We start from the raw sequence: 25,741 nt of genomic DNA on the forward strand, positions 1-25,741 counted from the left end.
GCCGCCTATCCGCGCGACCTCTTAGTTAGCCGAACGCGGCCCTCACGGCAAGGCCGGTCGCGGACGACGGCGGTCGGCGAGCCGACCGCCCGCGTGACTGACGCAGCGTCGGCTTCTGCCTCATGCACCGGCGCGGGCCGAAACGCGGGTGGAGCGCGGCGGGGCCCCGCCCGGACCGGTCAGGTGGAACTGCCGGTCCGAACGGGGCCCTGGAACGGGACGGTGCGGCGGCTCCTGGGTGCCGCCGGCAGCCAGCTCCCTCAGGCGAGCTTCACCCGGAAGACCTGCTGCGTCTCGTCGCGCTGGGTGCGGGTCGCGCCGCGGTCGCTGGTGAACACCACGACACCGCGGTGCAGGGCAGGCCAGGTGTTGTTGCCCTGCCGGCTCACCTGGGTGGCCGCGGACCAGCCCTTCTTGCGGTCGAGGGTGGCGGTGAGGACCTTCCACCGCCAGTCGGCCGAGCGGGAGTCGTACCAGACGGCGCGGACCGTGCCGTCGGGGTCCACCCCGAGCCTGGCCCGCTGGCTCATCGCGTCGGCGTCGAGGGCGACGTTCTCGAACGCCGTCCACGTGGTGCCGCCGTCGGTGGAGCGGCTCGCCCGCAGCTGGAGGTTGGCGCCGGAGCTCTGCAGCGCGCCGCTCTCCCAGATCGCGACGAACGTGCCGTCTTGGTCCACGGTCAGCGCCGGGTGACGGTCGGAACGGTCGCTGACCTTGCTGACCTGGACCGGGTTGCTCCAGGACTGGCCCGGCGCCTTGCGCACCGACGCCAGGATCTGCCAGTTGTCGGGATCGGTGCCGCCCGCGGCGGCCTGGCCGGCGGGCGGGGTGTGGCCGGTCCACAGCGGGTCCGGGTCGTAGCGGTCGTCCTGCCAGGTGATCACGGCGTGCCGGCCGTCGTGGACGGCGATCGCGGGGAACAGCGAGGCGGGGTAGCGCGGGGAGCGGGTGTCCTCGGGAACGCCGGGGCTGGTGGTCTTGCCCGCGGCGGAGACGTTCACCGCGGCCTTGTCGACGCCGACGATCTGCGCGTAGACGTCGAACGCTCCGCCGCTGTTGTCGGACCAGGCGACAAGGGGGTGCTTGTCGTCGACCAGAGCCAGCGCCGGGTGCACGGCGCGCCCCTTGCCCTTGCTGACCTTGCTCGGGGCCTTGAAGGACGTGCCGCCGTCGGCGCTGTGGGCCAGCAGGATCACCGGACGGTGCGGCTGCTCCTTGCCCTGCTCGTCCTGCCAGACCACCCAGACATCGTCGGACGTGGCAGCGATGCGCGGGAACCGCGCGGTGGCCGACCGGCCCGAGAGGGTGGCGGACGCGGTGGTCCTGCCCTTGGCGTCGAGGCGGCGGTAGACGACCTTGCTGGCGTGGTCCTCGTGCACCTCCGCCACCACGTGCGTGATGCCGCCGACGACCGCGACATCGGAGAAACCGGTGAACGCGCCCGGGTTGCCGACGACGAGTTCCGCCTTGTCGTGGGCGGTGTCGGCGGCCGGGAGCGGGATCTCGGGCCGCGGAACGGCCGGAGCGCCCACGGAGACGAAGATCGGCGAGGTGGCGCCCCGGAGCTGGTCCGGCAGGTTCGGGTCGGCGTCGGAACCGGAGGCGGCGCCGGGGGAACGGGCCTCGACCCGGAACCAGCCGTGGTCCGTGTCCTTGAGGACGAGCGGAAGCTCGTAGCTCTCGTTGGCACGCTGCGGACGGTAGGTCGCGACGGGCCCCGCCGAACGGCCGGGAGCCGCGTAGACGTGGACGGTGGTGCCCTTGCCGCCCTTGACCTTCACACGCAGTGCGGCCTTCTTGGGCAGCTTGCGGCTCGGCACGACCACTTCGTCGCCGCCGATCGCTTCGAACACGCCGTCGCCGTCGACGTCCGCCTCGATCGTCAGGAACGGCCCCGCGGTGTTCTGCGCGACCGTCGTACGGCCGCTGCGGAACCCGTCGAGGATGCCCAGGACCGAGCGCTCGGCCGCGAAGACGTGTGTGGTGGGCATGCCGGGGGCGTCGACGTCCCACAGCTCGCGGAAGTGGCAGTCGCTCGCCGCCGCCACGCCGAAGCGGAAGCCCGCGTTCCACCGGTTCTCCGCGTACTCGACCTGCTCGTCGGGGCCGGTGGAGACGTTGAGTACCTCGACGAGGTCCGCGCCCTGGACGCTGGCGTTGGCGCTCGGGCCGTCCGCCGGGGTGTACTCGCCGTCGTCGGGGTGGGCCTGCGACCACACGGCGCCCTGGGCGTGGGCGTCCCAGACCGACTGCTGTACGTGGCGGAAGGGCGCGGAGCCGGGCGGGTTGGCGCCGTCCACGATCACGTCCACGTTGCCCAGCACGATGGCGTGGGGAGAGCCGTTCGCCTCCTCGCCCGGGAGCAGCAGCAGTTTGGACGACTTCCACTGGGGGTCCCAGACCTGGTCGTACGTCCGGTGGTCGGTCAGGGGCATGAAGTCGAGCTTGGCCTCCTCGCCCTTCGCGATCTGGTCGCCGACGGAAAGGTTGCCGGGCAAGGTCTGGTGGGACGTCTGGCGGGGACCGCTGCCGTCCGACGAGTGGTCGTCGTGGACGTGGGTGTCACCCGCGAGCCATGTCCCCTTGGGGGCCTTCTTCCGGTTGAGCGCAGAGTGCCCGCCCGCCGGCTTGACCTTGCCGCCGGCCCCGGCGGCGGAACCCGTGGCCGCCTGGGCGGTGCCCACGCCGACGCCGACGGCCACGACGGCGGAACCCGCCATGACCACGAACCTCCGGCGGGTGAGGGCCGCCTCGGAACCGTGGTCCGGCTCGTCGGCCCGTGTTGCTGTTTCCATCTGCTGCGCCTTTGTGCGTGACGAACAAGTACGGGGCGCGCACCCGTTGTGCGCTGCCTCACAGAAGGACGGGTGAGCCACCTGCGGGCAACGCCGGTGTGACATACTGGTGAACGAATGCCATACGAGCTGACCGCGCCTCCTGCTCTCGTCACGCTGCCAGCCGCATCTTTTCTGTGCATGGGTCACATACCCCTCATGTGCGCGTGCCCCATGGGTCATTCGACCCTCATCGACAAGGTCGAACGGTTTTGGGGTGCCTCCGCCCGTGTCACCGCGCCGGACACAGCGTCTGTACACGTCCTTGGACCGTCCTCGTCGGTGGCCTCCTGTCACGGGTACGCCGGCGCCCCCGCTGTCCGGCCACACCGCCCAGGTGGTGCGGATCCGTCATGAGGGCGCACCGCCGGACGCGGCGTCCTCGGTGCCCGCGGCCTCGCGCCGCAGCCGGGCGAGGGCGTGGACCGTGTCGCGCGTCGCCGGGTACAGCTCCCGGTACAGACGGTGCAGCCCGTCGTATGCGGCACCCGCGGCCGGGTCCGGGACGCACCGGTCACGGACCGGATTCCACGCTGCGGTCGCCGCCTCGCCCTCCAGGTGGGCGGCCGCGAGCCGGGCGGCCCCGTAGGCGGCGCCGACGGTCACGGTGGGGATGTCCTGGGGCAGTCCGGTGACGTCGGAGACGATCCGCGTCCACAGCCCGCCCCGGGTCCCCCCGCCGACCGCGACGACCCTTTCGATGGCGGCGCCCGCCCGCCGCATGGCCTCGACGTTGTGCCGCACGCCGTGCGCGGTGGCCTCCAGCGCGGCCCGGTACAGGTCGCCGCGCGTGTGCTCGAGGGTGAGACCGGCGATCACGCCGCGCGCGTCGGGGTCGGCGATCGGGGTGCGCTCGCCCGCGAAGTAGGGGAGCATCGCGAGGCCGCGTGCGCCGACGCCGCTCTGCTCGGCCTCCGCCAGCAGGACCGCCCGGTCGGCCGCGCCGAAGAGGCCGCGCAGCCACTCGGTGACGGCTCCGGAGGTGGCCATGCCACCGGCCAGGGACCTGGTGCCAGAGTACGCGCCGACGGTGCTCCACAGCTCGGGCACCCGCAGTTGGCGGGTGACGGTGGCGATGAGGAACATCGTCGTGCCGTACATGAGCATCAGGTCGCCCGGTCGGGTCGCGCCGACGCTGACGGCCTCCGCCCAAGCGTCGACGGTGCCGGTGAGGACGGGTGTGCCGGGTGCGAGCCCGGTCGCGGCGGCCGCCTTCGCCGTCACCGTTCCGGCACGGTCACCGGGCCAGCGCAGCTCGGGCAGCTCCATGTGCGGCCATACCGCGTCCACCCAGGGGCGGTACCAGTCCTCGGCCCCGGTGTCGTAGAAGGGCACGGACTGACTGGCCGCATGGTGGTCCAGCACATAGGCGCCGGTGAGCCGGTGGACGAGGAAGGAGGACGGCATGAACAGCCGCCGGGCGGCCGCGAACACCTCCGGCTCGTGCTCGGCCACCCAGGCCACCTTCGGACCCACGGCCTGCGTGGAGAGGACGCTGCCGCACCGGTCGAGAACGGCCGGGCGGCCGAGTTCCGCGTCGAGCCGGGCGATCTGCGCGACGGCCCGCGTGTCCACCCCGTAGAGCACGGCCGGGCGCAGCGGCCGGCTCGCACCGTCGGCCAGCGCGACGCACGGGCCCATGCCGCTGATGCCGACCGCCGCCACCGGTCCCGGGCGTCCCACGCCGACGCCGGTTGGGCTGCTTCCGCCGCTCGCACCGCTCGCAGGGCCTGCGCCTCCCTTCGCGTCCGGGCCGCCCAGGTGACCTGACAGCAACTCGCGGGTGATGTCGCGGAACTCCCGCCACCACACTTCGGGGTCCATCTCGACGTGTCCTGGTCGCGGGCGGGAGACGGTGTGTGCGCGCACCGCGGTCGCGATCACCGTGCCCGAGGCGTCGACCAGGACACCCTTGCTGCTTGATGTGCCGATGTCGACACCGAGGTAGGCCATGACCGCATGTCACCACACCGCCGGGCGCCGACGACGGGCAACGCGGCCGCCCTTGACGGCCTCCGCCTTCCGCGCACCGCCGCCCGTCCCGACCCGGCCCCGCCCCCGGCTGCCGCTCAACCCGGTGGGCGGGAAGTGCGGCGGGCCTGCTTCATCTCGGCCTCGTACAGGTGGTCGCGCCCCTGTGCGAGTTCGTCGACGAGGCGCCGTTCAAGGTCCGCGAACCGCCGGTAGTAGGTCCGGTCGTAGGACTCGACGATCTGGAAGGTCCAGTGGCCGGGGATGACATCGCGTCCCAGGATCTCCCGTTCCACGACGTCGGCGTGTGACGCGTGACCGGCTTCCCTCAGCAGTCGGACGGTACGGTCGAGTTCGAGGTCCGCGGTCCCGGTCAGCTGGTGGAAGGAGTACAGGTGGCCGCGGGCGCGCTCGGTGGTCTCCAGTGCCTTCGACAGGGACCCGAGTGCCTCGACCGTCAGATCGGTCATCCCGGGCGGGCGCCGATGCGCGGCGTCCGGCGGCTGCTGCGGTGTGTCAGGTTCTTCGCTCATCCCTGCGGTATGCCACGCGAGGGCGCCGGCCTATCGCCGTCCTCCCCCACCCGAGGGTGCGGGCCGTCGCGTGGGCCGCACGTCCGCCCCGGTCACGGCCCCTCGCCGGTGTGCACGGGGGCGGCAGGCCGGAGCGGCCGGGTGACAAGGGCCACAGCGAGCCGCCGGGGGGGACGGCGGGTTGCCCGGCGGACTCCACGGCACCTAGGATCTTGCAAAGTCAAGTAATCTGTCGGCACCACGGCGGTCCCATGCGCACGTCCACGAGTCCCCCTTCGAGCCCGCCCCGAGCGGCGGCACCCGCGGCGGACATCCGCCCGGCGGCCTGAACCGACAGGGCCCGCATCAGCCGCGCCCCCCATGCCGGCCCAGGCCCGTGCGCGGCGACTCCCGCCGCGACCGACACAACGAGCACGGCACTTCACAGGGGCACCGGTCTGCCGCAGCACCGGGGAACGACAGGAACAAGGCGGCGCCGCATGACGCCGCACGAGCAGAGGAGGACCCGGGGTGACCGGCAGATCCCACAACCCCTATGGCTTCTGGTACCGGCTGGCGGCGGCCATCGCGAAGCCCGTGCTGTTCGTCCTCGTCAAACGCCAATGGCGCGGGCACGAGCACATACCCGCGGAGGGCGGCTTCATCACCGCCGTCAACCACATCTCGTACTTCGACCCGCTCACCTACGGCCACTTCCAGTACAACAGCGGCCGGCCGCCCCGCCTCCTCGCCAAGGCGTCCCTCTTCAAGATCCCCTTCGCCGGCACGGTGCTGCGCAAGACCGGCCAGATCCCCGTCCACCGCGGGACCGCCGACGCCGCGCTGGCGCTGAGGGACGCGATCACCGCCGTCAACAGGGGCGAGTGCGTGGCGCTGTACCCGGAGGGAACCGTCACGCGCGATCCGCAGCTGTGGCCGATGGTGGCCAAGACCGGTGCGGCGCGCATCGCGCTGACGACCGGCGCCCCGGTCATCCCCGTCGCCCAGTGGGGCGCCCACCGCATCGTGCCGCCCTACGCGCGCGGAGGCCGCGGCGACCGCCGGGTGCGGCTGGTGCCCCGTCAGGCCGTGCACGTCGTGGCCGGACCGCCGGTCGACCTCAGCCGCCACCACGGCAAGGACATCACCCCCGACGTCCTCAAGGAAGCCACCGAGGACATCATGGCCGCCATCACCGCGCTCCTCGCCGACATCCGCGGCGAGCAACCGCCCGCCGAACGCCACTCCGTGCGCCGTTTCCCGCGTCAGCAGGCCGGATAGCCGCACGACCGCCTTCGGCTCGCTCTGTCACCGGTGGCGGGGACGGGTCGTGCGAGACAGCGCCGCGGGCCGGCGCCGTCCGGTCCGCTCGTGCCGCCGTCCGTCTCCCCGCCGTCTCCCTCCCCGCCGTCTTCTGGCCGCCGGGTCAGGAGGCCGTCGCGGCACGGTCGGACGCACTGCGCAGGACGCAGAACTCGTTGCCCTCGGGATCCGCCAGGACGGCCCATCCCGAACCGTCGGCTTCCCGGCGGTCGGCCACCACGGTGGCCCCCAGACCGAGCAGCCTCTCGACTTCATCCTCGCGCGAGGTCTCCGGACGCAGGCACAGGTGCAGCCTGTTCTTGCACGACTTCGGCTCGGGGACCTCGTTGAAGTACAGCGACAGCCCTGTCGGCAGGATCACCTGCGTCTCCCTGTCCCCCGGTCCGGTGCCCGGGGGCAACGGGCGGCCGGTCACCCCGCCCCAGAACCTGGCCAGTTCATACGCGTCCGCACAGTCGATCGCCACGTTCTGCACTGTCGAAACCATGCGCACGAGCCTGCCAGATCCCGGAACATGGCAGAACAGCCGCGCGGAGACCGAATGCAGCGCTGCATCGATCGGTGAGCCGCTGTCACCCAACCGGGTGTCCGGGGGTGTCGATCGCGGATCGGTTGGCGCGGCGGGTTGATCCGGCGCGAACCGTTGCTTTGACTCCGTGCACGTGGCGACCAACGGTTCTTCCTCCCGTACTCCGCAGTCTCTGGGAGCGGCACTGGACGGTGCGGCGATGTCGCGGCTGCACATGAGGTTCTGGCTGCTGGCCGCGCTGGGGATCCTGCTCGACGGGTTCGACTTCTTCGTCATCGCGGTGGCGAACCCGCTGATCGCCAAGGACTTCGGGGGCAGTGCGGCAGAGCAGGGGGTGCTGTCGGCGGCCGCGATCGTGGGGGCGGTGTTCGGTGCGGCGCTGCTGGGGCCGCTGGGCGACCGGATCGGGCGGAGCCGGATCTTCAAGGTCGACCTGTGGCTGTTCGTGGTGTTCTCGGTGGCGTGCGCGTTCGCTTGGGACATCTGGTCGTTGATCGTGTTCCGGTTGCTGTTGGGGGTCGCGGTGGGGCTGGACTACCCGATCGCGGCGAGTTACGTGGCGGAGATCCTGCCCGCGCGGAACCGGGGGCGGTGGCTGGTCGGCGCGTTCAGCCTGCAGGCGGCCGGGATCGTGCTGGGGGCGGTGGTCGGAGTGGTGATCCTGCTGGTGCTGCCGGAGACGGGGTCATGGCGGCTCATGCTGGGCTTCGGGGTCCTGCCGGCGCTGCTGATCATCGTGCTGCGGCGTAATGTGCCGGAGAGCCCCCGGTGGCTCGCGCAGAACGGGCGCGAACGCGAGGCCTGCGAGATCGCGGAAGCCATGACCGGGCAGCAATGCCATGTGACGGAGGCGGACCGTGCACGGGGCGACCCGCCGTCGGAAGGATTGACGGCTTTTGCGCAGCCCCGATTGTTCTCCAGGCGGCTGTGGCGGCGCACGGTCTTCACCGCCGTCCCGTGGTTCCTGATGGACATCGCGACGTACGGGGTGGGGATCTTCACCCCGACGCTGCTCACGGGGCTCGCACTGAGCGGCGCGCACGCCACGTTCATCTCCGAGGACATCTCCTCGACCGAGGGCACGGCGGCCCTCGACGCCTTCCTGGTGGTCGGTTTCGTGCTGGCGATCGTGCTGGTGGAACGGGTGGGGCGGACGCCGCTGCAGCTCGCGGGCTTCGCCGTGATGGCCGTGGCACTGTGCCTGCTGGCCGTCGCCGAGTCGCTGCCCGGTGGCGGCGACGGTCATCTGCCCCTGGTTCTGGCGGGCTTCGCTCTGTTCAACACCTTCATGAACCTGGGCCCGAACGCCACCACCTTCGCCCTCCCTGCCGAGGTGTTCCCTTCCGAGGTGCGGTCCGCGGGCCATGGCTTCGCGGCCGCCTGCGGCAAGCTGGGCGCGGCTCTCGGGACCTTCCTCTTCCCGGTGTTGCTGGACGCCGTCGGGACCGCCGCACTGCTGTTCGGAGTGGCCGCCACCAGCGCACTCGCCTTCGTCGTGACGTGGGCCTTCCGCATCGAGCCCCGCGGGCGCTCCCTCGAGGAGCTATCCGGTGCCGAGACAGCTACACTCGCACCGCGCGTCACCCCGCCGTAACGGCCCATACGCCATGTGACGCAGGAACCAGCGTCGTTCCGGGCGGCGTCCCGGCCGACCTGAGCCCCAACCGCCCGCTCCACATCGCCGGTCCGCCATCCGGCGCAACCGGCACAGCCAGGACCCGCCTGGCTCCGGACAACGAAGCGGCTCACCTGCCACCTGCCACCTGCCACCTGCCACCGCAAGATCATCCTGGAGCCGGCCGGCGGTAACTCCACGTTTGCTTGTGATCGCTACGTTTCGCGGAGTCCAGTTCCGTGCTACCGCAGGCAATGTGCACGTACATCAGAAAGAACCAGACGTGACGAACCCGTTCGAGGACCAGCAAGCCCCTTACCTGGTGCTGGTCAACGCAGAGAAGCAGCACTCACTTTGGCCGACCTTCGTCGACGTCCCCGAGGGTTGGGACATCGCCTTCGGTGAGGCATCACGCCAGGAGTGCCTGGATTACGTCGAGCGCACATGGACCGACATGCGCCCCCAAAGCCTGATCGATGCCATGGACGGCCAATAAAGAGCGGCGACATCAGCCGTCCGTAGACCCTCAGCGGCTGCACTCGGCCGAGCAGCTCCAAGCCGGGACCGCCGCACGCGCTACACGTCTTCGCCGCTCTCGGAAATCCGAGACGGCTCTCCGGGCCCGGCGCCCCGGACCGAACGTGCGCCAAAGGCCACCTGCCACCTGCCGGGCCCCCGAACTCCTCACCCGTGCCGCATGAGCGGCAGCGCGTAACCGTGTGACCCGCGAGAACTCACCGCATCTTCGCAGACGGTTACAGGAATGCGCCGGTCGCCACTCGGGCGGGTCCAGCATGACACCGCGCTCGCGGCCGGACTTCTGGGACCTGAAGTGCAACGCGCCTGCCACTTCTGCGGCCTAACGGATACAAAGTCCGTGCAGAAATGAATTCGCGCTGATTTCTCGCTGGATATCAAGTACACGGGATGTTCGATATGCCGAACCATGCCACAACGGCCCTGACTGCAGCTCAGAAAGGCATTTGGTACTCCCAGGCACTGGATCCGACCAGCCCGGCCCAGAACATGGTGGAGTACCTGGAGATCTCCGGCCCTCTGCAGCTCGGCTTGCTGGAGAAGGCGTTCGGCCAGGTGCTGGCCGAGGCCGAGCTGTCGCATCGGAGGTTCGGGCAGAGCGACGACGGGCCGTGGCAGGTGGCAGAGCCCCTGCGTGACTACCGCTTGCCCGTGATCGACCTGCGGGATGAGCGCGCGCCCCTGGCGGCCGCCGAGGCATGGATGCGTGCCGACGCGGCACGTCCCGCCGATCTCGAACACGGCCGCATCATCACCTTCGCCGTGCTACTGGTGGGTGACGACAGAAGCATGGTGTACCTGCGGGCCCACCACATCGCAGTGGACGCCGTCGGATACGCGGTATGGCTGAACCGGGTCACGGATGTCTACACCGCCCTTGAGGAGGGACGGGACTGCCCGTTCACGCCGTTCGCGCCCCTCGAGGAGATCGTGGCCGACGACGAGGCGTACCGCGGGAGCGCGCAGTTCGCGCAGGACCGTGCGTACTGGACGGAGCGGATGGGGGACGCGCCCGACGTCCTTGCCCTGGCCTCACGGACGGCGTCGGCGTCCCACCATGCTCACCGCCGGACCGCCGTGGTTCCGGCTGAGATCGCGCAGTCGCTTCGACAGGTGGCCCGCGCGTCGGGCGTCGCCCTGCCGGCCCTGCTGATCGGGACCGCCGGGCTGTACGTGCATCGGGTGGCGCAGGTGCGTGATGTCCTGCTGGGACTGACTGTCACGGCGCGCAAGGGGTCGCGTGTGAGGGGGGCGGTGGCGAGCATGGCCCAGGCGCTGCCGCTGCGCCTGCGTATCACGGGTGGCATGAGCGTGCGTGACCTGGCTCGGGAGGCTTCTGCAGCGAGCCGGGGCGTTCTCCAGCACCAGCGTTACCGATACGCGGACCTGTATCGGGACCTGAAACTCGCCCCTGCGAACAGTCGCATGTTCGGCCCCGAGATCAACTTCCTTCCTGATGACCGGGCACTCCCCCGGTTCGGACGATGCGAGACCACCGCGCGCACTTACCTGGCGAACGGTGCGGTGGACGACCTGACGATCCTCGTATACGAGCGTGACGCAGGCCTGCGGCTGGATTTCCTGGCCAACCCCGCGCTCTACACCGAAGAAGAGAATGCCGCCCACCAAGCGCGGTTCGTCCATCTGCTCGCGGCCCTGGCCCGGCTGGAGCCCGATGCGCCGATCTCCCGGTTGGATGTGGCCACCCCGGTCGAACGCCACCGCACTTTGGTCGAGTGGAACGACACCACCTGTGACCTTCCCCTCCCGCCGCTTCCCACCTTGTTCGAGGCGCAGGTCGCGCGCACGCCGGACGCGACGGCGGTGGTGTCCGAGGACACCCGGTTGACGTATGCGGAGCTGAACGCCCGCGCGAACCGTCTGGCGCGGCTGCTGGTCACCAAGGGTGCCCGGCCGGAGGGCCGCGTGGCCATACTGATGGACCGTTCGGTCGACCTGGTGGTCGCCCTGCTGGCGGTGATGAAGTCAGGGGCTGCGTACGTGCCGGTCGATCCCGGTCATCCGGTCGATCGGATCGCCTATCTGATGGCCGACGCCCGGCCCGCGCTGGTGGTGACCACCCAGCCGGTGGCGCCGGTGTTGCCCGAAGGTACGGCGCCGCTGGTCGTGGATGCCCCGGAGACCGTCGAGGCGCTCACACGTCTTGACGATGGGGATCTGACCGACGCCGAACGCGGCGTGGCGCTGCATCCCGCTCACCCCGGTTACGTGATCTACACCTCGGGATCCACGGGCCGCCCGAAGGGGACGGTGATCTCCCACCACGCGCTCGACAACTTCGTCGCCGCCATGCGCGAGCACCTGACGCTGGACGCCGGCGACACCCTCGTCGCGGTGACCACGGTGGCTTTCGACATCCACGCGCTGGAGATGTACGTACCGCTGGTCGCGGGCGCCCGCGTGGTGATCGCCGACCACGACACCACCCGGGACCCACGGGCCCTGGCCGGGCTGATCCACCGGTCGGCGGCCACGGTGCTGCAGGCGACGCCCGCAGTGTGGCAGGCCCTGACTGCGGAGGCCCCGGACGCGCTGCCCCGACTGCGGGCCCTGGTCGGCGGCGAGGCACTGCCCCCCGCACTCGCTCGGCAGTTGACGGCGGCAGCGGTATCGGTGACCAACCTGTACGGCCCCACGGAGACCACTGTCTGGTCGACGCTGGCGACCTTGAACAGCGAACACGACAGCCGGGTACCGATCGGACAACCCATCCGCAACATGCGGGGGTTCGTGCTGGACGCCGCGCTTCGGCCGGTCCCGATCGGGGTCACCGGGGAGCTCTACATCTCCGGGGCCGGACTGGCTCGCGGCTACCTCGACCGGCCCGGCCTGACCGCGGAACGGTTCGTCGCCAACCCTCACGGCACTGCGGGCGAACGCATGTACCGCACCGGGGATCTGGCCCGCTGGAGCTCCGACGGACAACTGGAATACCTCGGCCGTACGGACGACCAGGTCAAGATCCGCGGCTTCCGCATCGAACCCGGCGAGATCGAAGCCGCCCTGGCCTCCCACCCGGCCGTCAGCCGGGCCGCCGTCGTCGCCCGCGAGGACCAGCCCGGCGACATGCGCCTGGTCGGCTACATCGTCCGCACCGCGGGCAGCGCCCTGCCCACGGACAGCACCGCCCTGCGCGCCCACGTCGCAGCCCTGCTGCCCGACCACATGGTGCCGGCAGCGGTCGTCGAACTGGACGATCTCCCGCTCACGGCGAACCGCAAACTCGACCGCAAGGCCCTGCCCGCCCCCGACTACGCCGCGGGTACCACCGGCCGGGGACCGGCGAACGCCCGGGAAGAAATCCTGTGCTCCCTGGCCGCCGAGGTCCTGGGCCTGCCGTCCGTCGCGGTCGACGACGACTTCTTCGACCTGGGCGGCCACTCCCTCCTCGCGACCCGTCTGGTCAGCCGGATCCGGTCCGTGTTCGGCGTCGAGGTCCCGATCCGGACCCTGTTCGAAACTCCCACGCTCCGAGAACTGGCCGCCCGGCTGACCACCTCCAGCGCGCCCCGCTCCCCGCTGGTGCCGACGCGACGACCGGAGCTGGTGCCGTTGTCCTTCGCCCAGCAGCGCCTGTGGTTCCTCGGCGAGCTCGAAGGCCCATCAGCCACCTACAACCTCCCGATGGCCCTACGGCTGACCGGCACCCTCGACACCCACGCCCTGCACGCCGCACTCCACGACGTGCTGGCCCGGCATGAAGTCCTGCGCACGGTGTTCGCCACCGTCGACGGCCAGCCGTACCAGCGGATCCGGGACCTCGACGCGCTCGGAGACCTCCTCACCGCCGTCGACGCCGAACGCGTCCCGCAGGCCGAGGCGACCCGCCTGGTCACCGAAACGGCGGAGCACCCCTTCGACTTGACACGCGATATCCCGCTGCGCGCCCGACTGCTCCGGACCGGCCCCGACGAGCATGTGCTGGTCGTGGTGGTCCACCACATCGCCGGTGACGGATGGTCCCTCGGCCCGCTCGCCCATGACCTCTCGACGGCCTACGCGGCCCGCACCGCCGGCAATTCCCCCGCATGGGCGCCGTTGCCCGTACAATACGTTGACTACAGCCAGTGGCAGCGCGACCTCCTCGGCGACGCGTCGGATCCAGCCAGTGTGCTGTCGCAACAGTTGGCTTACTGGCGCCAGGCGCTGAACGGGATCCCCGAGGAACTGGCCCTGCCGGTCGACCGACCCCGTCCACCGGCAGCCTCCCACCGGGGCACCACCGTGGACCTGCACATCGAACCGGACGTCCACCAAGCGATCGCGGACCTCGCCCGAGCACAGGGCGTCACCGTCTTCATGGTGCTGCAGGCCGCACTGGCCGTCCTGCTGCACCGCCTCGGCGCCGGCGACGACATCCCCATCGGCACCCCCGTCGCCGGACGCACCGACGAAGCACTCGACGACCTGGTCGGATTCTTCGTCAACACGCTCGTCCTACGCTCCGACCTGTCCGGCGATCCCACGTTCCTGGAGATGCTGAGTCAGGCACGCGAGACGGCCCTGGGCGCCTACGGGCACCAGGACGTGCCCTTCGAACGCCTGGTGGAAGTGCTCACGCCGACCCGGTCCGTGGCCCGCCACCCCCTGTTCCAGGTGATGCTCACCCTCCAGAACACCACCACGCCGAATCTCGAGCTGCCCGGCCTGACCACCGCGGTCTGGCCCACCAGCGGCGGTCCCGCCAAGTTCGACCTGGACGTCCGGCTCGACGAACACCTCACCGACCGCGGTACCCCCGCCGGTCTGCGCGGAGCGATCACCTACGCCACCGACCTCTTCGACCACCGCACCGCCACCAGCATCGCCGAGCGATTCATCCGAGTCCTCGCAACGGTCACCGCACAGCCGTCCGTCCCCGTGAGCCGGATCGACATCCTCAGCCCGGTCGAACACCACCGCATCCTGGTGGAATGGAACGACACCACCCGGGAACTTCCCCTCGCGACGCTTCCCGAACTGCTCCAGGCGCAGGTCGCCCGCACCCCCTCCGCGTCCGCCGTGGTGTTCGAAGGCGTCGAAGTCTCCTACGCCGAACTCGACACCCGCGCCAACCAGCTCGCTCGACTGCTGATCGAACACGGAGCAGAGCCCGAGCAACTGGTCGCACTGGCACTGCCACGGTCCGTCGACCTCATCGTCGCCATCCTGGCCGTACTCAAGACAGGGGCCGCCTACCTCCCCATCGATCCCGATCATCCGATCGATCGAATCGCCTACGTCATGGCCGACGCCCGGCCCGCGCTGGTGGTGACCACCCGTACGGTGGAGCCGGTGCTGCCCGAGGATGCGGCACGGCTGGTGGTGGACGCCTCGGAGACCGTGGAGGCGATCTCGCGTCTCGACGGCGCGGACCTGACCGACACCGAACGCGGCACGTCACTGCTGCCCGCCCACCCCGCGTACGTCATCTACACCTCCGGATCCACAGGCCGGCCGAAGGGCACCGTGGTCTCCCACCACGCACTCGGCAACTTCATCACCGCCATGCGCGAGCACCTGGCGCTGGACGCCGGCGACACCCTCGTCGCGGTGACCACGGTGGCCTTCGACATCCACGCCTTGGAGGTCTACGTACCCCTCATGTCGGGTGCCCGCGTGGTGCTCGCCGACCGGGACACTGCCCGCGACGCACAGGCCCTGGCCAAACTGATCCACCGGTCCCAGGCCACGGTGCTGCAGGCGACACCCGCAGTGTGGCAGGCCCTGACCGGGGAGGCCCCCGAGGCCATCGACGCACTGCGGGCACTGGTCGGCGGCGAGGCACTGCCCCCCGCGCTCGCCCGATCATTGACGGCGGCCGCGGCGTCGGTCACCAACCTGTACGGCCCCACGGAAACCACCGTGTGGTCGACGAGGGCAACCCTGAACCCCGGACACAACGGCCGTGTGCCCATCGGACAGCCCATCCGGAACACCCGCGTTTACGTCCTGGACGCGGCCCTCCGGCCGGTGCCGACCGGCGTGGCCGGAGAGTTGTACGTGTCCGGGGCCGGCCTGGCCCGGGGGTACCTCAACCGATCCGCACTGACCGCGGAACGCTTCGTCGCCAACCCCTATGGCACACCCGGCGAACGCATGTACCGCACCGGGGACCTCGCCCGCTGGAGCGCCGACGGACAACTGGAACACCTCGGCCGCACCGACCACCAGGTCAAGATCCGCGGCTTCCGCATCGAACTCGGCGAGATCGAGACGGCACTGGCCTCCCACCCGGCCGTCATCCAGGCCGCCGTCATCGCCCGCGAGGACCAGCCCGGCGACAAGCGCCTGGTCGGCTATGTCATCCCGAGCGACCACACGGACGGGGTGGACGTCGCGGATGTCCGCGCCGGCCTGTCAGCCGTGTTGCCGGACTACATGCTGCCTTCGGCGATCGTGGCACTGGACGCGCTCCCGCTCACGGCGAACGGCAAACTGGACCGCGAAGCACTCCCCGCCCCCGACTGCACTCCGACCACCGACGGCACCGGCCGCGGTCCGGTCAACGCCCAGGAGGAAAGCCTGTGCGCCCTGGCCGCCGACGTACTCGGCCTGCCGACCGTCGGAATCGACGACAACTTCTTCGACCTCGGCGGGCACTCGCTCCTCGCAACACGCCTGATCAGCCGCATCCGATCAGCGTTCGCAGTCGAGGTGCCGATCCGGACACTGTTCGAGGCTGCCACCTTCCGCGAACTCGCCGAGCGGCTGACCACCACCGCCCCCTCCAGGCCTGCCCTGGCGCCGGCGCTGCGACCGAAGCTCGTGCCGCTGTCCTTCGCCCAACAGCGCTTGTGGTTCCTAGGCGAACTCGAGGGCCCCTCCGCCACCTACAACATCCCCCTGGCCCTGCGGCTGACCGGCACACTCGACACCGACGCCCTGCACTCCGCACTCCGCGACGTCGTGAACCGGCACGAAGCCCTGCGCACCGTGATCACCACCACCGACGGCCAGCCCCACCAGCGCATCGCGCGCGCCGACGCAGTCGGTGACCTGCTCACCGTGATCGATGGCCAACAGGCCTCGCAGGGCGAAGAGGAGGCGGTGGCGCTCCCCTTCGATCTGGCGCACGAGATCCCGCTGCGGGCCCGGCTGATCCGGATCAGTCCCGACGAGCATCTGCTGATCGTCGTGGTCCACCACATCGCCGGTGACGGATGGTCGCTCGGCCCGCTGGCACACGACGTGTCGACCGCTTATGCCGCCCGCTCCACCGGCCGTGTACCGAGATGGGAGCCGTTGCCCGTCCAGTACGCCGACTACAGCCTGTGGCAGCGGGAGTTGCTGGGAGACGCGGGCGACCCCAGCAGCCTCCTGAGCAAGCAGCTCGCATACTGGCGACAGGCGCTGGGCGGAATCCCGGAAGAGCTCGATCTGCCCTACGACCGGCCGCGTCCACCAGTGGCCAGCCACCGCGGCGGCACCGTCGAGCTGCACATCGACGCAGACACACACCAGGCCGTCGCAGACCTGGCACGAACGCACGACGTCACCGTGTTCATGGTCGTCCAGGCAGCACTGGCCGCCCTCCTCCACCGCCTCGGCGCCGGAGACGACATCCCCATCGGCACCCCCGTCGCCGGCCGCACCGACCACGCGCTCGACGACCTCGTCGGATGCTTCGTCAACACCCTCGTCCTACGGAACGACCTGTCAGGGAACCCCGACTTCGTTCGACTCCTCGAACGCGTCCGTGAACGCGCACTCAACGCCTACGCACACCAGGACGTGCCCTTCGAACGCCTGGTGGAAGACCTCGCACCCACCCGGTCCATGGCCCGCCACCCCCTGTTCCAGGTGATGCTCACCCTGCGGAACACCACCACGCCGGACCTCTCACTCCCCGGCCTGAACATCGACGTCCTGACCACTGGCGACAGCCCCGCCAAGTTCGACCTCGACATCCAGCTCAACGAACACCTCACCGAGCACGGCAAGCCCGCCGGCCTGCACGGTGCCATCACCTACGCCACCGACCTGTTCGACCACCACACGGCCGCCGGCGTCGGCGAACGCCTCGCCCGTGTCCTCGAAACCGTCACCGCGAACCCGTCGGTGCCGGTGCACAGGATCGACATCCTCAGTCCCGTCGAACACGACCGCGTCCTCGCGGGTTGGAACGACACCACCCGGCCCATGCCGCAAGCCACCGTGACGGAGCTGTTCGAGGCCCAGGTCGCGCGCACTGCTTCCGCTCCCGCCGTGGTGTTCGAAGGCGTCGAAGTCTCCTACGCCGAACTCAACACCCGCGCCAACCAGCTCGCCCGACTGCTGGTCGGTCACGGGGCAGGGCCCGAGCAACTGGTCGCTCTGGCGCTTCCCCGCTCCGTCGACCTCATCGTCGCCGTCCTGGCCGTATTCAAGACGGGGGCCGCCTACCTGCCCATCGATCCCGGTCACCCGGTCGAGCGCATCGCGTATCTGCTTACTGAGGCCCGGCCCTCGGTCCTCATCGCCGCTGACGCGACGTGGGAGGGTCTGCCGAGTGTCGACGCAACTCGTCTGTCACTCGACGATCCGCGGCTGCGGCAGGACCTGTCGGGCCGCGCTGCGCATGATCTGTCCGACGGGGAGCGGCGCAGCCCGTTGCTGCTCGATCACAGCGCGTACGTCATCTACACCTCCGGCTCCACGGGGCATCCCAAGGGCGTGGTGGTCACACACCGTTCGCTCTCCAACAACATCACCGCCGTCGCGCCGGAGTACGGGATCGACAGGCGTTCGCGGGTGCTCGGGGCGACGGCGTTCAGCTTCGATGTGTCGGTGCAGGACCTGTTCGTCACCCTGGTCTCCGGTGCGGTACTCGTGCTGGTCGCCGATGACGATCGGGTCGACCTCGAGCGCCTGCGGGATGTGATGCGTGCGCAGGGCGTGTCGGTGGCGCATGTGACACCGGGAGTCGCGCGGCAGCTGGACCCTGCGTGCCTGCCGCAGTTGCGGATGCTCGTGGTGGGGGGTGAAGCCCCGGACGCGGGTCTCGTCACCCGGTGGGTCACTGCCGATCGGGAGTTCTACAACAGCTACGGGCCGACGGAGACGACCATCGGGTCCACGCTGATGCGGTGTGCCGCACCGTCGTGGAGCCGTACTCCGCCCATCGGCCGGCCCATAGCGAACACCCGGGCCTTCGTGCTGGATCGGTGCCTGCGGCCCGTGCCGCCCGGGGTGGCCGGGGAGCTGTACCTGGCGGGTGTTCATCTGGCGCGGGGATACCTGGACCGTTCCGGGCTGACGGCAGAGCGGTTCGTCGCGAATCCCTACGGGACCTCCGGCGAGCGGATGTACCGGACCGGGGACCTCGCCCGCTGGAACGCCGACGGGCAGCTGGAATACCTCGGCCGCGCCGACGACCAGGTCAAGATCCGCGGCTTCCGCATCGAACCCGGCGAGATCGCGGCCGCTCTTCTCTCCCACCCGGCCGTCACCCAGGCCGCCGTCATCGTCCGCGAGGACCAGCCCGGCGACAGGCGCCTGGTCGGATACATCGTCCCGGAGAGCGGTCCGGACGTTGTGGACATCACGGACGTCCGTGCCCGTCTGTCAGCCGTGTTGCCGGACTACATGCTGCCTTCGGCGATCGTCGCGCTGGACGCGCTCCCGCTCACGGTGAACCGCAAAGTGGACCGGAAGGCGTTGCCCGCGCCCGACTACACCGCCACGAGCCCGGGCCGGGAACCGCGGACCCCCCAGGAACAACTCCTCAGCCAGGCGTTCGCCGACGTCCTCGGCCTCCCCCACGTCGGGGTCGACGACGACTTCTTCGACCTCGGCGGCCACTCCCTGCTCGCCACCCGCCTCGTCAGCCGCATCCGCACCACCCTCCGGGCCGACATCCCGGTTCGCGCCCTGTTCGAAACCCCCACCGTCGCCGGACTCGCCCTCCGCCTCGCCGAGGGCGGCGCCGACGCCCCACGCCTGCCACTGGCGGTCCGGCCGAGGCCCAGCACGGTGCCGCTGTCGTACGCCCAGCAGCGCCTGTGGTTCCTGGAACAGCTGACAGGACCGTCCGCGCTCTACAACATCCCCATCGCCCTCCGCCTCACCGGCGACCTCGACCCCGAGGTCCTGCGAACCGCTCTCACCGATGTCGTCACCCGCCACGAGGTCCTCCGCACCGTTTTCGGGGTTGTCGACGGCGCACCTGAGCAGCGCGTCCTCGCCCACCAGGCGATCGACCTGCCGCTCTTCCCAGAGCAGGTGCCGGAGGGTGAACTGGCGTCGGCAGTGACCGGAGAAGCCCGTCGCCCCTTCGACCTGACCGACGAACTCCCCATACGAACACGGCTGTTCGCTGTGGCGCCACAGGAACACGTTCTGGTCCTGGTGTTGCACCACGTCGCCGGGGACGGCTGGTCCCTCGCGCCACTCGCCCGCGACATCTCGACCGCCTACACGGCTCGCGCCAACGGACAGGCGCCGGACTGGGAGCCGCTCCCGGTCCAGTACACGGACTACGCCCTCTGGCAGCGCGACCTTTTGGGCGACGGCCGGGACGCAGAGAGCGCCCTGAGCCGACAGTTGGGCTACTGGCGCGAGACGCTCGCCGGCCTGCCGGAAGAACTCGCCCTTCCCACCGACCGGCCGCGGCCACCGGTGGCCACCCACCGCGGCGGCACCGTCGGCGTTCGTATCGACGGCGAACTCCACCAGCGGATCACCAGCCTGGCCCGCGCCGAGGGCGTCACCGTGTTCATGGTGCTCCAAGCCGCCCTCGCGACCCTGCTCTTCCGACTCGGCGCAGGCGTCGACATTCCCATCGGGACCTCGTTGGCCGGCCGCACCGACGAAAGCCTGGACGAGCTGGTCGGGTTCTTCGTGAACACCTTGGTGATCCGCACCGACATATCGGGGGATCCGTCCTTCCGTGAACTGATGCACCGCGTACGCGAACGGGGTTTGGAGGCCTTCGCCCACCAGGACGTGCCGTTCGAAAGACTTGTGGAAGACCTGGCCCCCAGTCGGTCCATGGCCCGCCACCCCCTCTTCCAGGTCATGCTCGCTCTGCAGAACACCGCCCCGGCGAGCCTCGCTCTGCCCGGTGTCGATACCCACCTCATGACCACGGGTGACCAGCCTGCCAAGTTCGACCTCGACTTCCAGTTCCGCGAAGGCCACGCCGGCAGCCTGATCGGCTCCATCACCTACGCCACCGACCTCTTCGATCACGGCACGGTGGAGTCACTGGCCGAGCGGTTGGTTCGCATCCTCGACACCGTGACCGCCGACCCCGCACGGTCCGTCACGGCCATCGACCTTCTCAGCGCGGACGAGCGCCACGACGTGCTGTCGGCCTGGAACGACACGGCGCACGAGGTACGGGTCGCGACGCTGCCGAACCTCTTCCAGGCACAGGCCGCGCGCACCCCCGACGCCACCGCCGTGGTCTTCGAACACGTCAGGCTGTCCTACGCCGACCTCAACGCACGTGCCAACCGGCTCGCCCGCCTCATGGCCGGACGCGGCGCCGGACCCGAAAGCCTCGTCGCGGTCCACCTGGAGCGCTCCGCCGATCTCGTCGTCGCCCTGCTGGCCGTCCTCAAGACAGGCGCCGCCTACCTCCCCGTCGACCCGGACCACCCTGCCGACCGCATCACCCGTCTCCTGGCGGACGCCGGACCCGTGCTTCTGCTGACCAGCGCCGCCCTGAAGCCGGCGATCCGCGGACAGGTCCCCACCCTCGTCCTCGACGACCCGGAGCTGACCACCACACTCAGCCGCCTGTCCACACGCGACCTCGAGGACGGCGACCGCACCTGCGGCCTTCTCGTCGACCACCCGGCGTACGTCCTCTTCACCTCCGGGTCCACCGGACGACCCAAGGGCGTCACGATCACCCACCGGGGCCTGGTCAACCGATTGGCGTGGATGCAGGACGCCTACCGGCTGACCTCGGACGATCGGGTGGTGCAGAAGACGCCGTTCGGGTTCGACGTGTCGGTGTGGGAGTTCTTCTGGCCGCTGCTCGAAGGTGCGACGCTGGTGGCGGCCCGTCCGGGCGGTCACCGTGACCCGGGGTACCTGGCCGGGCTGATCCAGCGCGAGCAGGTCACCGTCGCCCACTTCGTCCCGTCGATGCTGCAGGCGTTCGTCGCCGAACCCACTGCCCAGGAGTGCACCTCGCTGCGGGCCGTGGTCTGCAGCGGCGAGACGTTGTCAGCCTGGTTGCGGGACCGGTTCCACGCGGCGCTGTCGATCCCGCTGCACAACTTGTACGGCCCGACCGAGGCATCCATCGATGTCACCGCCTACACCTGCGAACCCGGCGCCGCCACCGGCGGCGTGGTGCCCATCGGCCGACCTCTGTGGAACACGCGCGTGTTCGTGCTGGACGCCGCGCTGCGACCCGTACCGCCCGGCGTGGCCGGCGAACTGTACCTGGCCGGGGCACAACTCGCCCGGGGATACCTCGACCGGCCGAGCCTGACCGCCGAACGGTTCGTCGCCAACCCCTACGGCGAGCCGGGTGAACGGATGTACCGCACAGGTGATCTGGCCCGGTGGAACGCCGACGGACAACTGGAGTACATGGGGCGTACCGACGACCAGGTGAAGATCCGCGGGTTCCGCATCGAACTCGGCGAGGTCGAGGCAGCCCTCCTCACCCACCCGTCCGTCACGCGAGCGGCCGTGGTCGTCCGGGAGGACCGGCCAGGCGACAGGCGTCTGGTCGGGTACGCGGTGGCGGCCGGCGACGCTGACGTCGCCGAGCTCCGAGCGCACTCGGCTCGGGTGTTGCCCGAGTACATGGTCCCGGCCGCCATCGTGGTGCTCGACGAACTGCCCCTGACGGTCAGCGGCAAGCTCGACCGGCGGGCGCTGCCGGCACCGGAGTACAGTGCCGGGTTCGCCGGGCGTGGGCCGTCGACGGTGCAGGAGGAGATCCTGTGTGCGCTGTTCGCCGAGGTACTCGGCCTGCCCTCCGTCGGTGTCGATGACGATTTCTTCGAGCTGGGCGGGCACTCCCTGCTGGCGGTGACGCTTGTGGAGCGGGCCCGGGCGGCGGGTGTCGCGGTGGATGTGCGGACGCTCTTCACCAGCCCGACCGTGGCCGGTCTGGCGGCACTGCACGACGCTCCGAGGCTGGTGCTGCCCACCAACGGCATCCCCGCAGGTGCCACGACCATCACTCCGGAGATGGTGACGCTGGCCGACCTCACGACGGAGGAGATCGCTGACATCACCGCGCAGGTGCCCGGCGGTGCGGCCAACATCGCCGACATATACCCGCTGGCCCCGCTCCAGGAAGGCATCCTCTTCCACCACCTGCTGGAGGGCGAGAACGGCACCGATCTGTACACGCTGCCGTACGTCCTGCGCTTCGACTCCCGGCAGCGGGTGGACGACGTTCTCGCCGCCGTGCAGCAGGTGGTCGACCGGCACGACATCCTGCGTACGGCCTTCCTGTGGGAAGGTCTCCGGGAACCCGTCCAGGTCGTCCTGCGCACCGCCCCCGTTCCGGTCACGATCCTCCCACTGGAGGGCACGGACGCCGTAGGCAGCCTGCTGGCCACACGCACCACGCCGATGGACGTCCGGCGCGCCCCACTGATGCAGGCCGGCGTCGCGCAGGACCCGGACGGCCAACGCTGGTACGTCCTGCTCGAAGTGCATCACCTGGTGCAGGACCGTACGTCCCTCGCCCTGGTCTTCGAGGAGATCCGCGCGATCCTCTCCGGAAACGGAGACACGCTGCCGTCGCCGCTGCCGTTCCGTGAGTTCGTCGCACGGGCACGGCTCATGATCTCGGCTCAGGAGCACGAGCGGTTCTTCGCGGAGCTTGTCGGGGACGTGAGCGAGCCGACCGCGCCGTACGGGCTGCTGGACGTGCACGGCGACGGCCGCGGCGTGTCCGAGGCGCGCATGCCACTGGATGGCGAGGTGGCGCAGCGGCTGCGTGAGCAGGCGCGGCACCTGGGTGTCAGCCCGGCGACGCTGTTTCACGTCGCGTGGGCGCGCGTCGTGTCAGCCACCTCCGGCCGCGACGACGTGGTGTTCGGCACCGTGCTGTTCGGCCGGATGAACGCCGGAACCGGCGCTGACCGGGTGCCCGGCTTGTTCGTCAACACACTGCCCACCCGCCTCGTCGTCGGCTCCATGAGCGTGCGTGACGCCGTGGACGCCATGCGGCGGCAGCTCGCGGATCTGCTGGTGCACGAGCACGCACCGCTCATCCTGGCGCAGCGGGCCAGCGCCCTTCCCGCTCGGACGCCGCTGTTCACCTCTCTGTTCAACTACCGGCACGCCGAGGACACCGCCGCACCGACCCCCGAGGGCGTCGAACTGCTGCACGGCCACGAGCGCACCAACTACCCGCTGGAATTCGCCGTCAACGACCAGGACCCCCTGTTCACCTTCACCGTCCAAGCGGTGGCGCCGGTCGATCCGCGATCGGTGGGCGCCTTCATGCACACCGCGGTCGAGGATCTCGTCACTGCGCTCGAGGACGATCCCGGGCGGCCGTTGCGTGCGATCCACGTTCTGGACGACAAGGAGCGCCGACTGCTGGTCGAGTGGAACGACACCGCCCGCGACGTCGCCCCCGCGACGCTTCCCGAGCTGTTCCAGTCGCAGGCGGCCCGGACCCCGGACGCAGTCGCGGTGGTGTTCGAGGGCCTCCAGCTCACCTACGCGGAGCTGAACACGAGGGCCAACCGGCTGGCACGACTGCTGGTGGAGCGTGGTGCGGGTCCCGAGCAGCGGGTGGCGGTCATGATGGACCGCTCCCCGGATCTCGTCGTCACCCTGCTCGCCGTGGTCAAGGCCGGCGCGGCATACGTGCCGGTCGACCCCGAGTACCCGGCCGAGCGGGTGGCCTACGTGCTGCGGGACGCCAAGCCCACGCTGGTGGTCACCACCCGTCACATCGGAAGCGCTCTACCCGGAGCCGTGGCGCGGGTGGTGCTGGACGACCCCGCGACCATCACCGAGCTGGCCGGACAGGCCGGCGACGACCTGTCCGACGCCGACCGCGGCGGGGCACTGCTCCCGGCCCACCCCACCTACGTGATCTACACCTCGGGATCGACCGGGCGACCCAAGGGCGTGACGGTCCCCCACGCGGGTGTCGTGAACCGACTCGCGTGGATGCAGGACGCCTACCGCCTCACCCCGGACGACCGTGTCGTGCAGAAGACACCGTTCGGGTTCGACGTATCGGTCTGGGAGTTCTTCTGGCCCCTGCTCGAAGGCGCCACCCTCGTCATGGGCCGCCCCGGCGGACACCGCGACCCCGAGTACCTGGCCGAGCTCATCAAGCGCGAACACGTCACCATCGCCCACTTCGTCCCCTCCATGCTTCAGGTCTTCATCACCGCAGCCGAAACCTCCCCATGGGCCCTGCCATCGCTGCGCGCGGTCATGGCCAGCGGCGAAGCCCTGCCCGCCGAACTGCGGGACCGCTTCATGACCTCCTTCGGCGTCCCCCTGCACAACCTGTACGGGCCGACCGAAGCCTCGATCGACGTCACCGCCTTCACGTGCGAACCCGACGCTCACAACGACGGCGTCGTGCCCATCGGCCGCCCGGTCTGGAACACCCAGGCCTTCGTACTCGACACAGCACTGCGCCCGGTACCGCCCGGCGTCGCCGGAGAGCTGTACCTGGCCGGGATCCAACTGGCCCGTGGATATCTCGACCGGCCCGCACTGACCGCCGAACGGTTCGTAGCCAACCCCCACGGCGAACCGGGCGAGCGCATGTACCGCACCGGAGACCTCGCCCGCTGGACCACCGATGGGCAACTCGAATACCTCGGCCGCACCGACGACCAGGTCAAGATCCGCGGCTTCCGCATCGAACTCGGTGAAATCAAGACCGCACTCCTCGCCCACCCGGCCGTGGGCCAAGCCGCCGTCATCGTCCGGGAAGACCAACCCGGCGACAAACGCCTCACCGGCTACATCGTCCCGGCGAGCGAGTTGTCCACCGAGGACGTCGACGCCTTCCGAGCGGCGGTCGGTGCTCTGCGGAACCATGTCGCGACCCTGCTGCCGGAATACATGGTCCCGTCCTCGATCGTCGTCCTGGACGCGCTGCCGCTGACGGTGAACGGCAAGCTGAACCGTGCCGCCCTCCCAGCGCCCGATTACGCCGGCCAAGGCGAGCGCAGGGAACCTGCGTCAGCCGAGGAAGCCGCTCTCTGCGACATCTTCGGCAAGGTGCTGGGCGTCCCCGGCTTCGGAGTGGACGACAACTTCTTCGACCTCGGCGGGCATTCCCTCCTCGCGACCCAGCTCGCCGGTCACATCCGCGCCACCCTCAACAGGGAAGTGCCGATCCGCGCGATCTTCGAAACGCCCACTCCCGCCGGACTGGCGAAGCGGCTGGGACCGGAGAAGCACAGCCGGCCCGTCCTGCGTCCCCGGCCGCGCTAGGTCGCCGCTCCGCCCGTTCCCGCGCACCTCACCTGTTCAG

At 70.4% G+C, this 25,741-nt stretch carries 8 protein-coding genes; 4 read left to right on the plus strand and 4 right to left on the minus strand.

From position 1 onward, the window contains the following. Nucleotides 1-260: 260 nt before the first annotated feature. The 3 genes from AC3ET4_RS01790 to AC3ET4_RS01800 form a co-directional block, all read right to left on the minus strand. Entirely contained in the window at nt 261-2,795 is a 2,535-nt protein-coding gene (locus AC3ET4_RS01790) for a CehA/McbA family metallohydrolase (RefSeq protein ID WP_431945089.1), read from the minus strand. 390 nt (nt 2,796-3,185) lie between these two features. Beyond that, the gene (locus AC3ET4_RS01795) at nt 3,186-4,787 is read right to left on the minus strand and encodes an FGGY-family carbohydrate kinase (RefSeq protein WP_431945091.1); all 1,602 of its coding nucleotides are present in this window, start codon (nt 4,785-4,787) and stop codon (nt 3,186-3,188) included. 116 nt (nt 4,788-4,903) lie between these two features. Continuing rightward, a complete protein-coding gene (locus tag AC3ET4_RS01800) occupies nt 4,904-5,338 on the minus strand; it encodes a hypothetical protein (RefSeq protein ID WP_431945093.1) in 435 nt (144 codons plus the stop codon). Nucleotides 5,339-5,848: 510 nt separating this feature from the next. On the opposite strand from AC3ET4_RS01800, the gene AC3ET4_RS01805 reads away from it, so the two are divergent. Beyond that, on the plus strand, nt 5,849-6,598 hold the full coding sequence (locus tag AC3ET4_RS01805) for a lysophospholipid acyltransferase family protein (protein WP_431945095.1): 750 nt from the start codon (nt 5,849-5,851) through the stop codon (nt 6,596-6,598). Between the two features lie 145 nt (nt 6,599-6,743). Here AC3ET4_RS01805 and AC3ET4_RS01810 read toward each other — a convergent pair whose 3' ends face one another. After that, on the minus strand, nt 6,744-7,127 hold the full coding sequence (locus AC3ET4_RS01810) for a VOC family protein (protein ID WP_431945097.1): 384 nt from the start codon (nt 7,125-7,127) through the stop codon (nt 6,744-6,746). 241 nt (nt 7,128-7,368) lie between these two features. On the opposite strand from AC3ET4_RS01810, the gene AC3ET4_RS01815 reads away from it, so the two are divergent. From AC3ET4_RS01815 to AC3ET4_RS01825, 3 genes are all read left to right on the plus strand, one after another. After that, nucleotides 7,369-8,763, plus strand: coding sequence for an MFS transporter (locus AC3ET4_RS01815; RefSeq protein WP_431945099.1), 1,395 nt, complete (start codon nt 7,369-7,371; stop codon nt 8,761-8,763). A 304-nt stretch (nt 8,764-9,067) separates the two neighbouring features. Next, nucleotides 9,068-9,280, plus strand: coding sequence for an MbtH family protein (locus tag AC3ET4_RS01820; protein ID WP_431945101.1), 213 nt, complete (start codon nt 9,068-9,070; stop codon nt 9,278-9,280). Nucleotides 9,281-9,720: 440 nt separating this feature from the next. Then, nucleotides 9,721-25,701 carry a non-ribosomal peptide synthase/polyketide synthase gene (locus AC3ET4_RS01825; protein WP_431945249.1) on the plus strand — a complete coding sequence of 5,327 codons (15,981 nt, stop codon included), beginning with the start codon at nt 9,721-9,723 and terminating at the stop codon, nt 25,699-25,701. Nucleotides 25,702-25,741 lie beyond the last annotated feature (40 nt).

It is taken from the genome of Actinacidiphila sp. bgisy167, assembly GCF_057707665.1.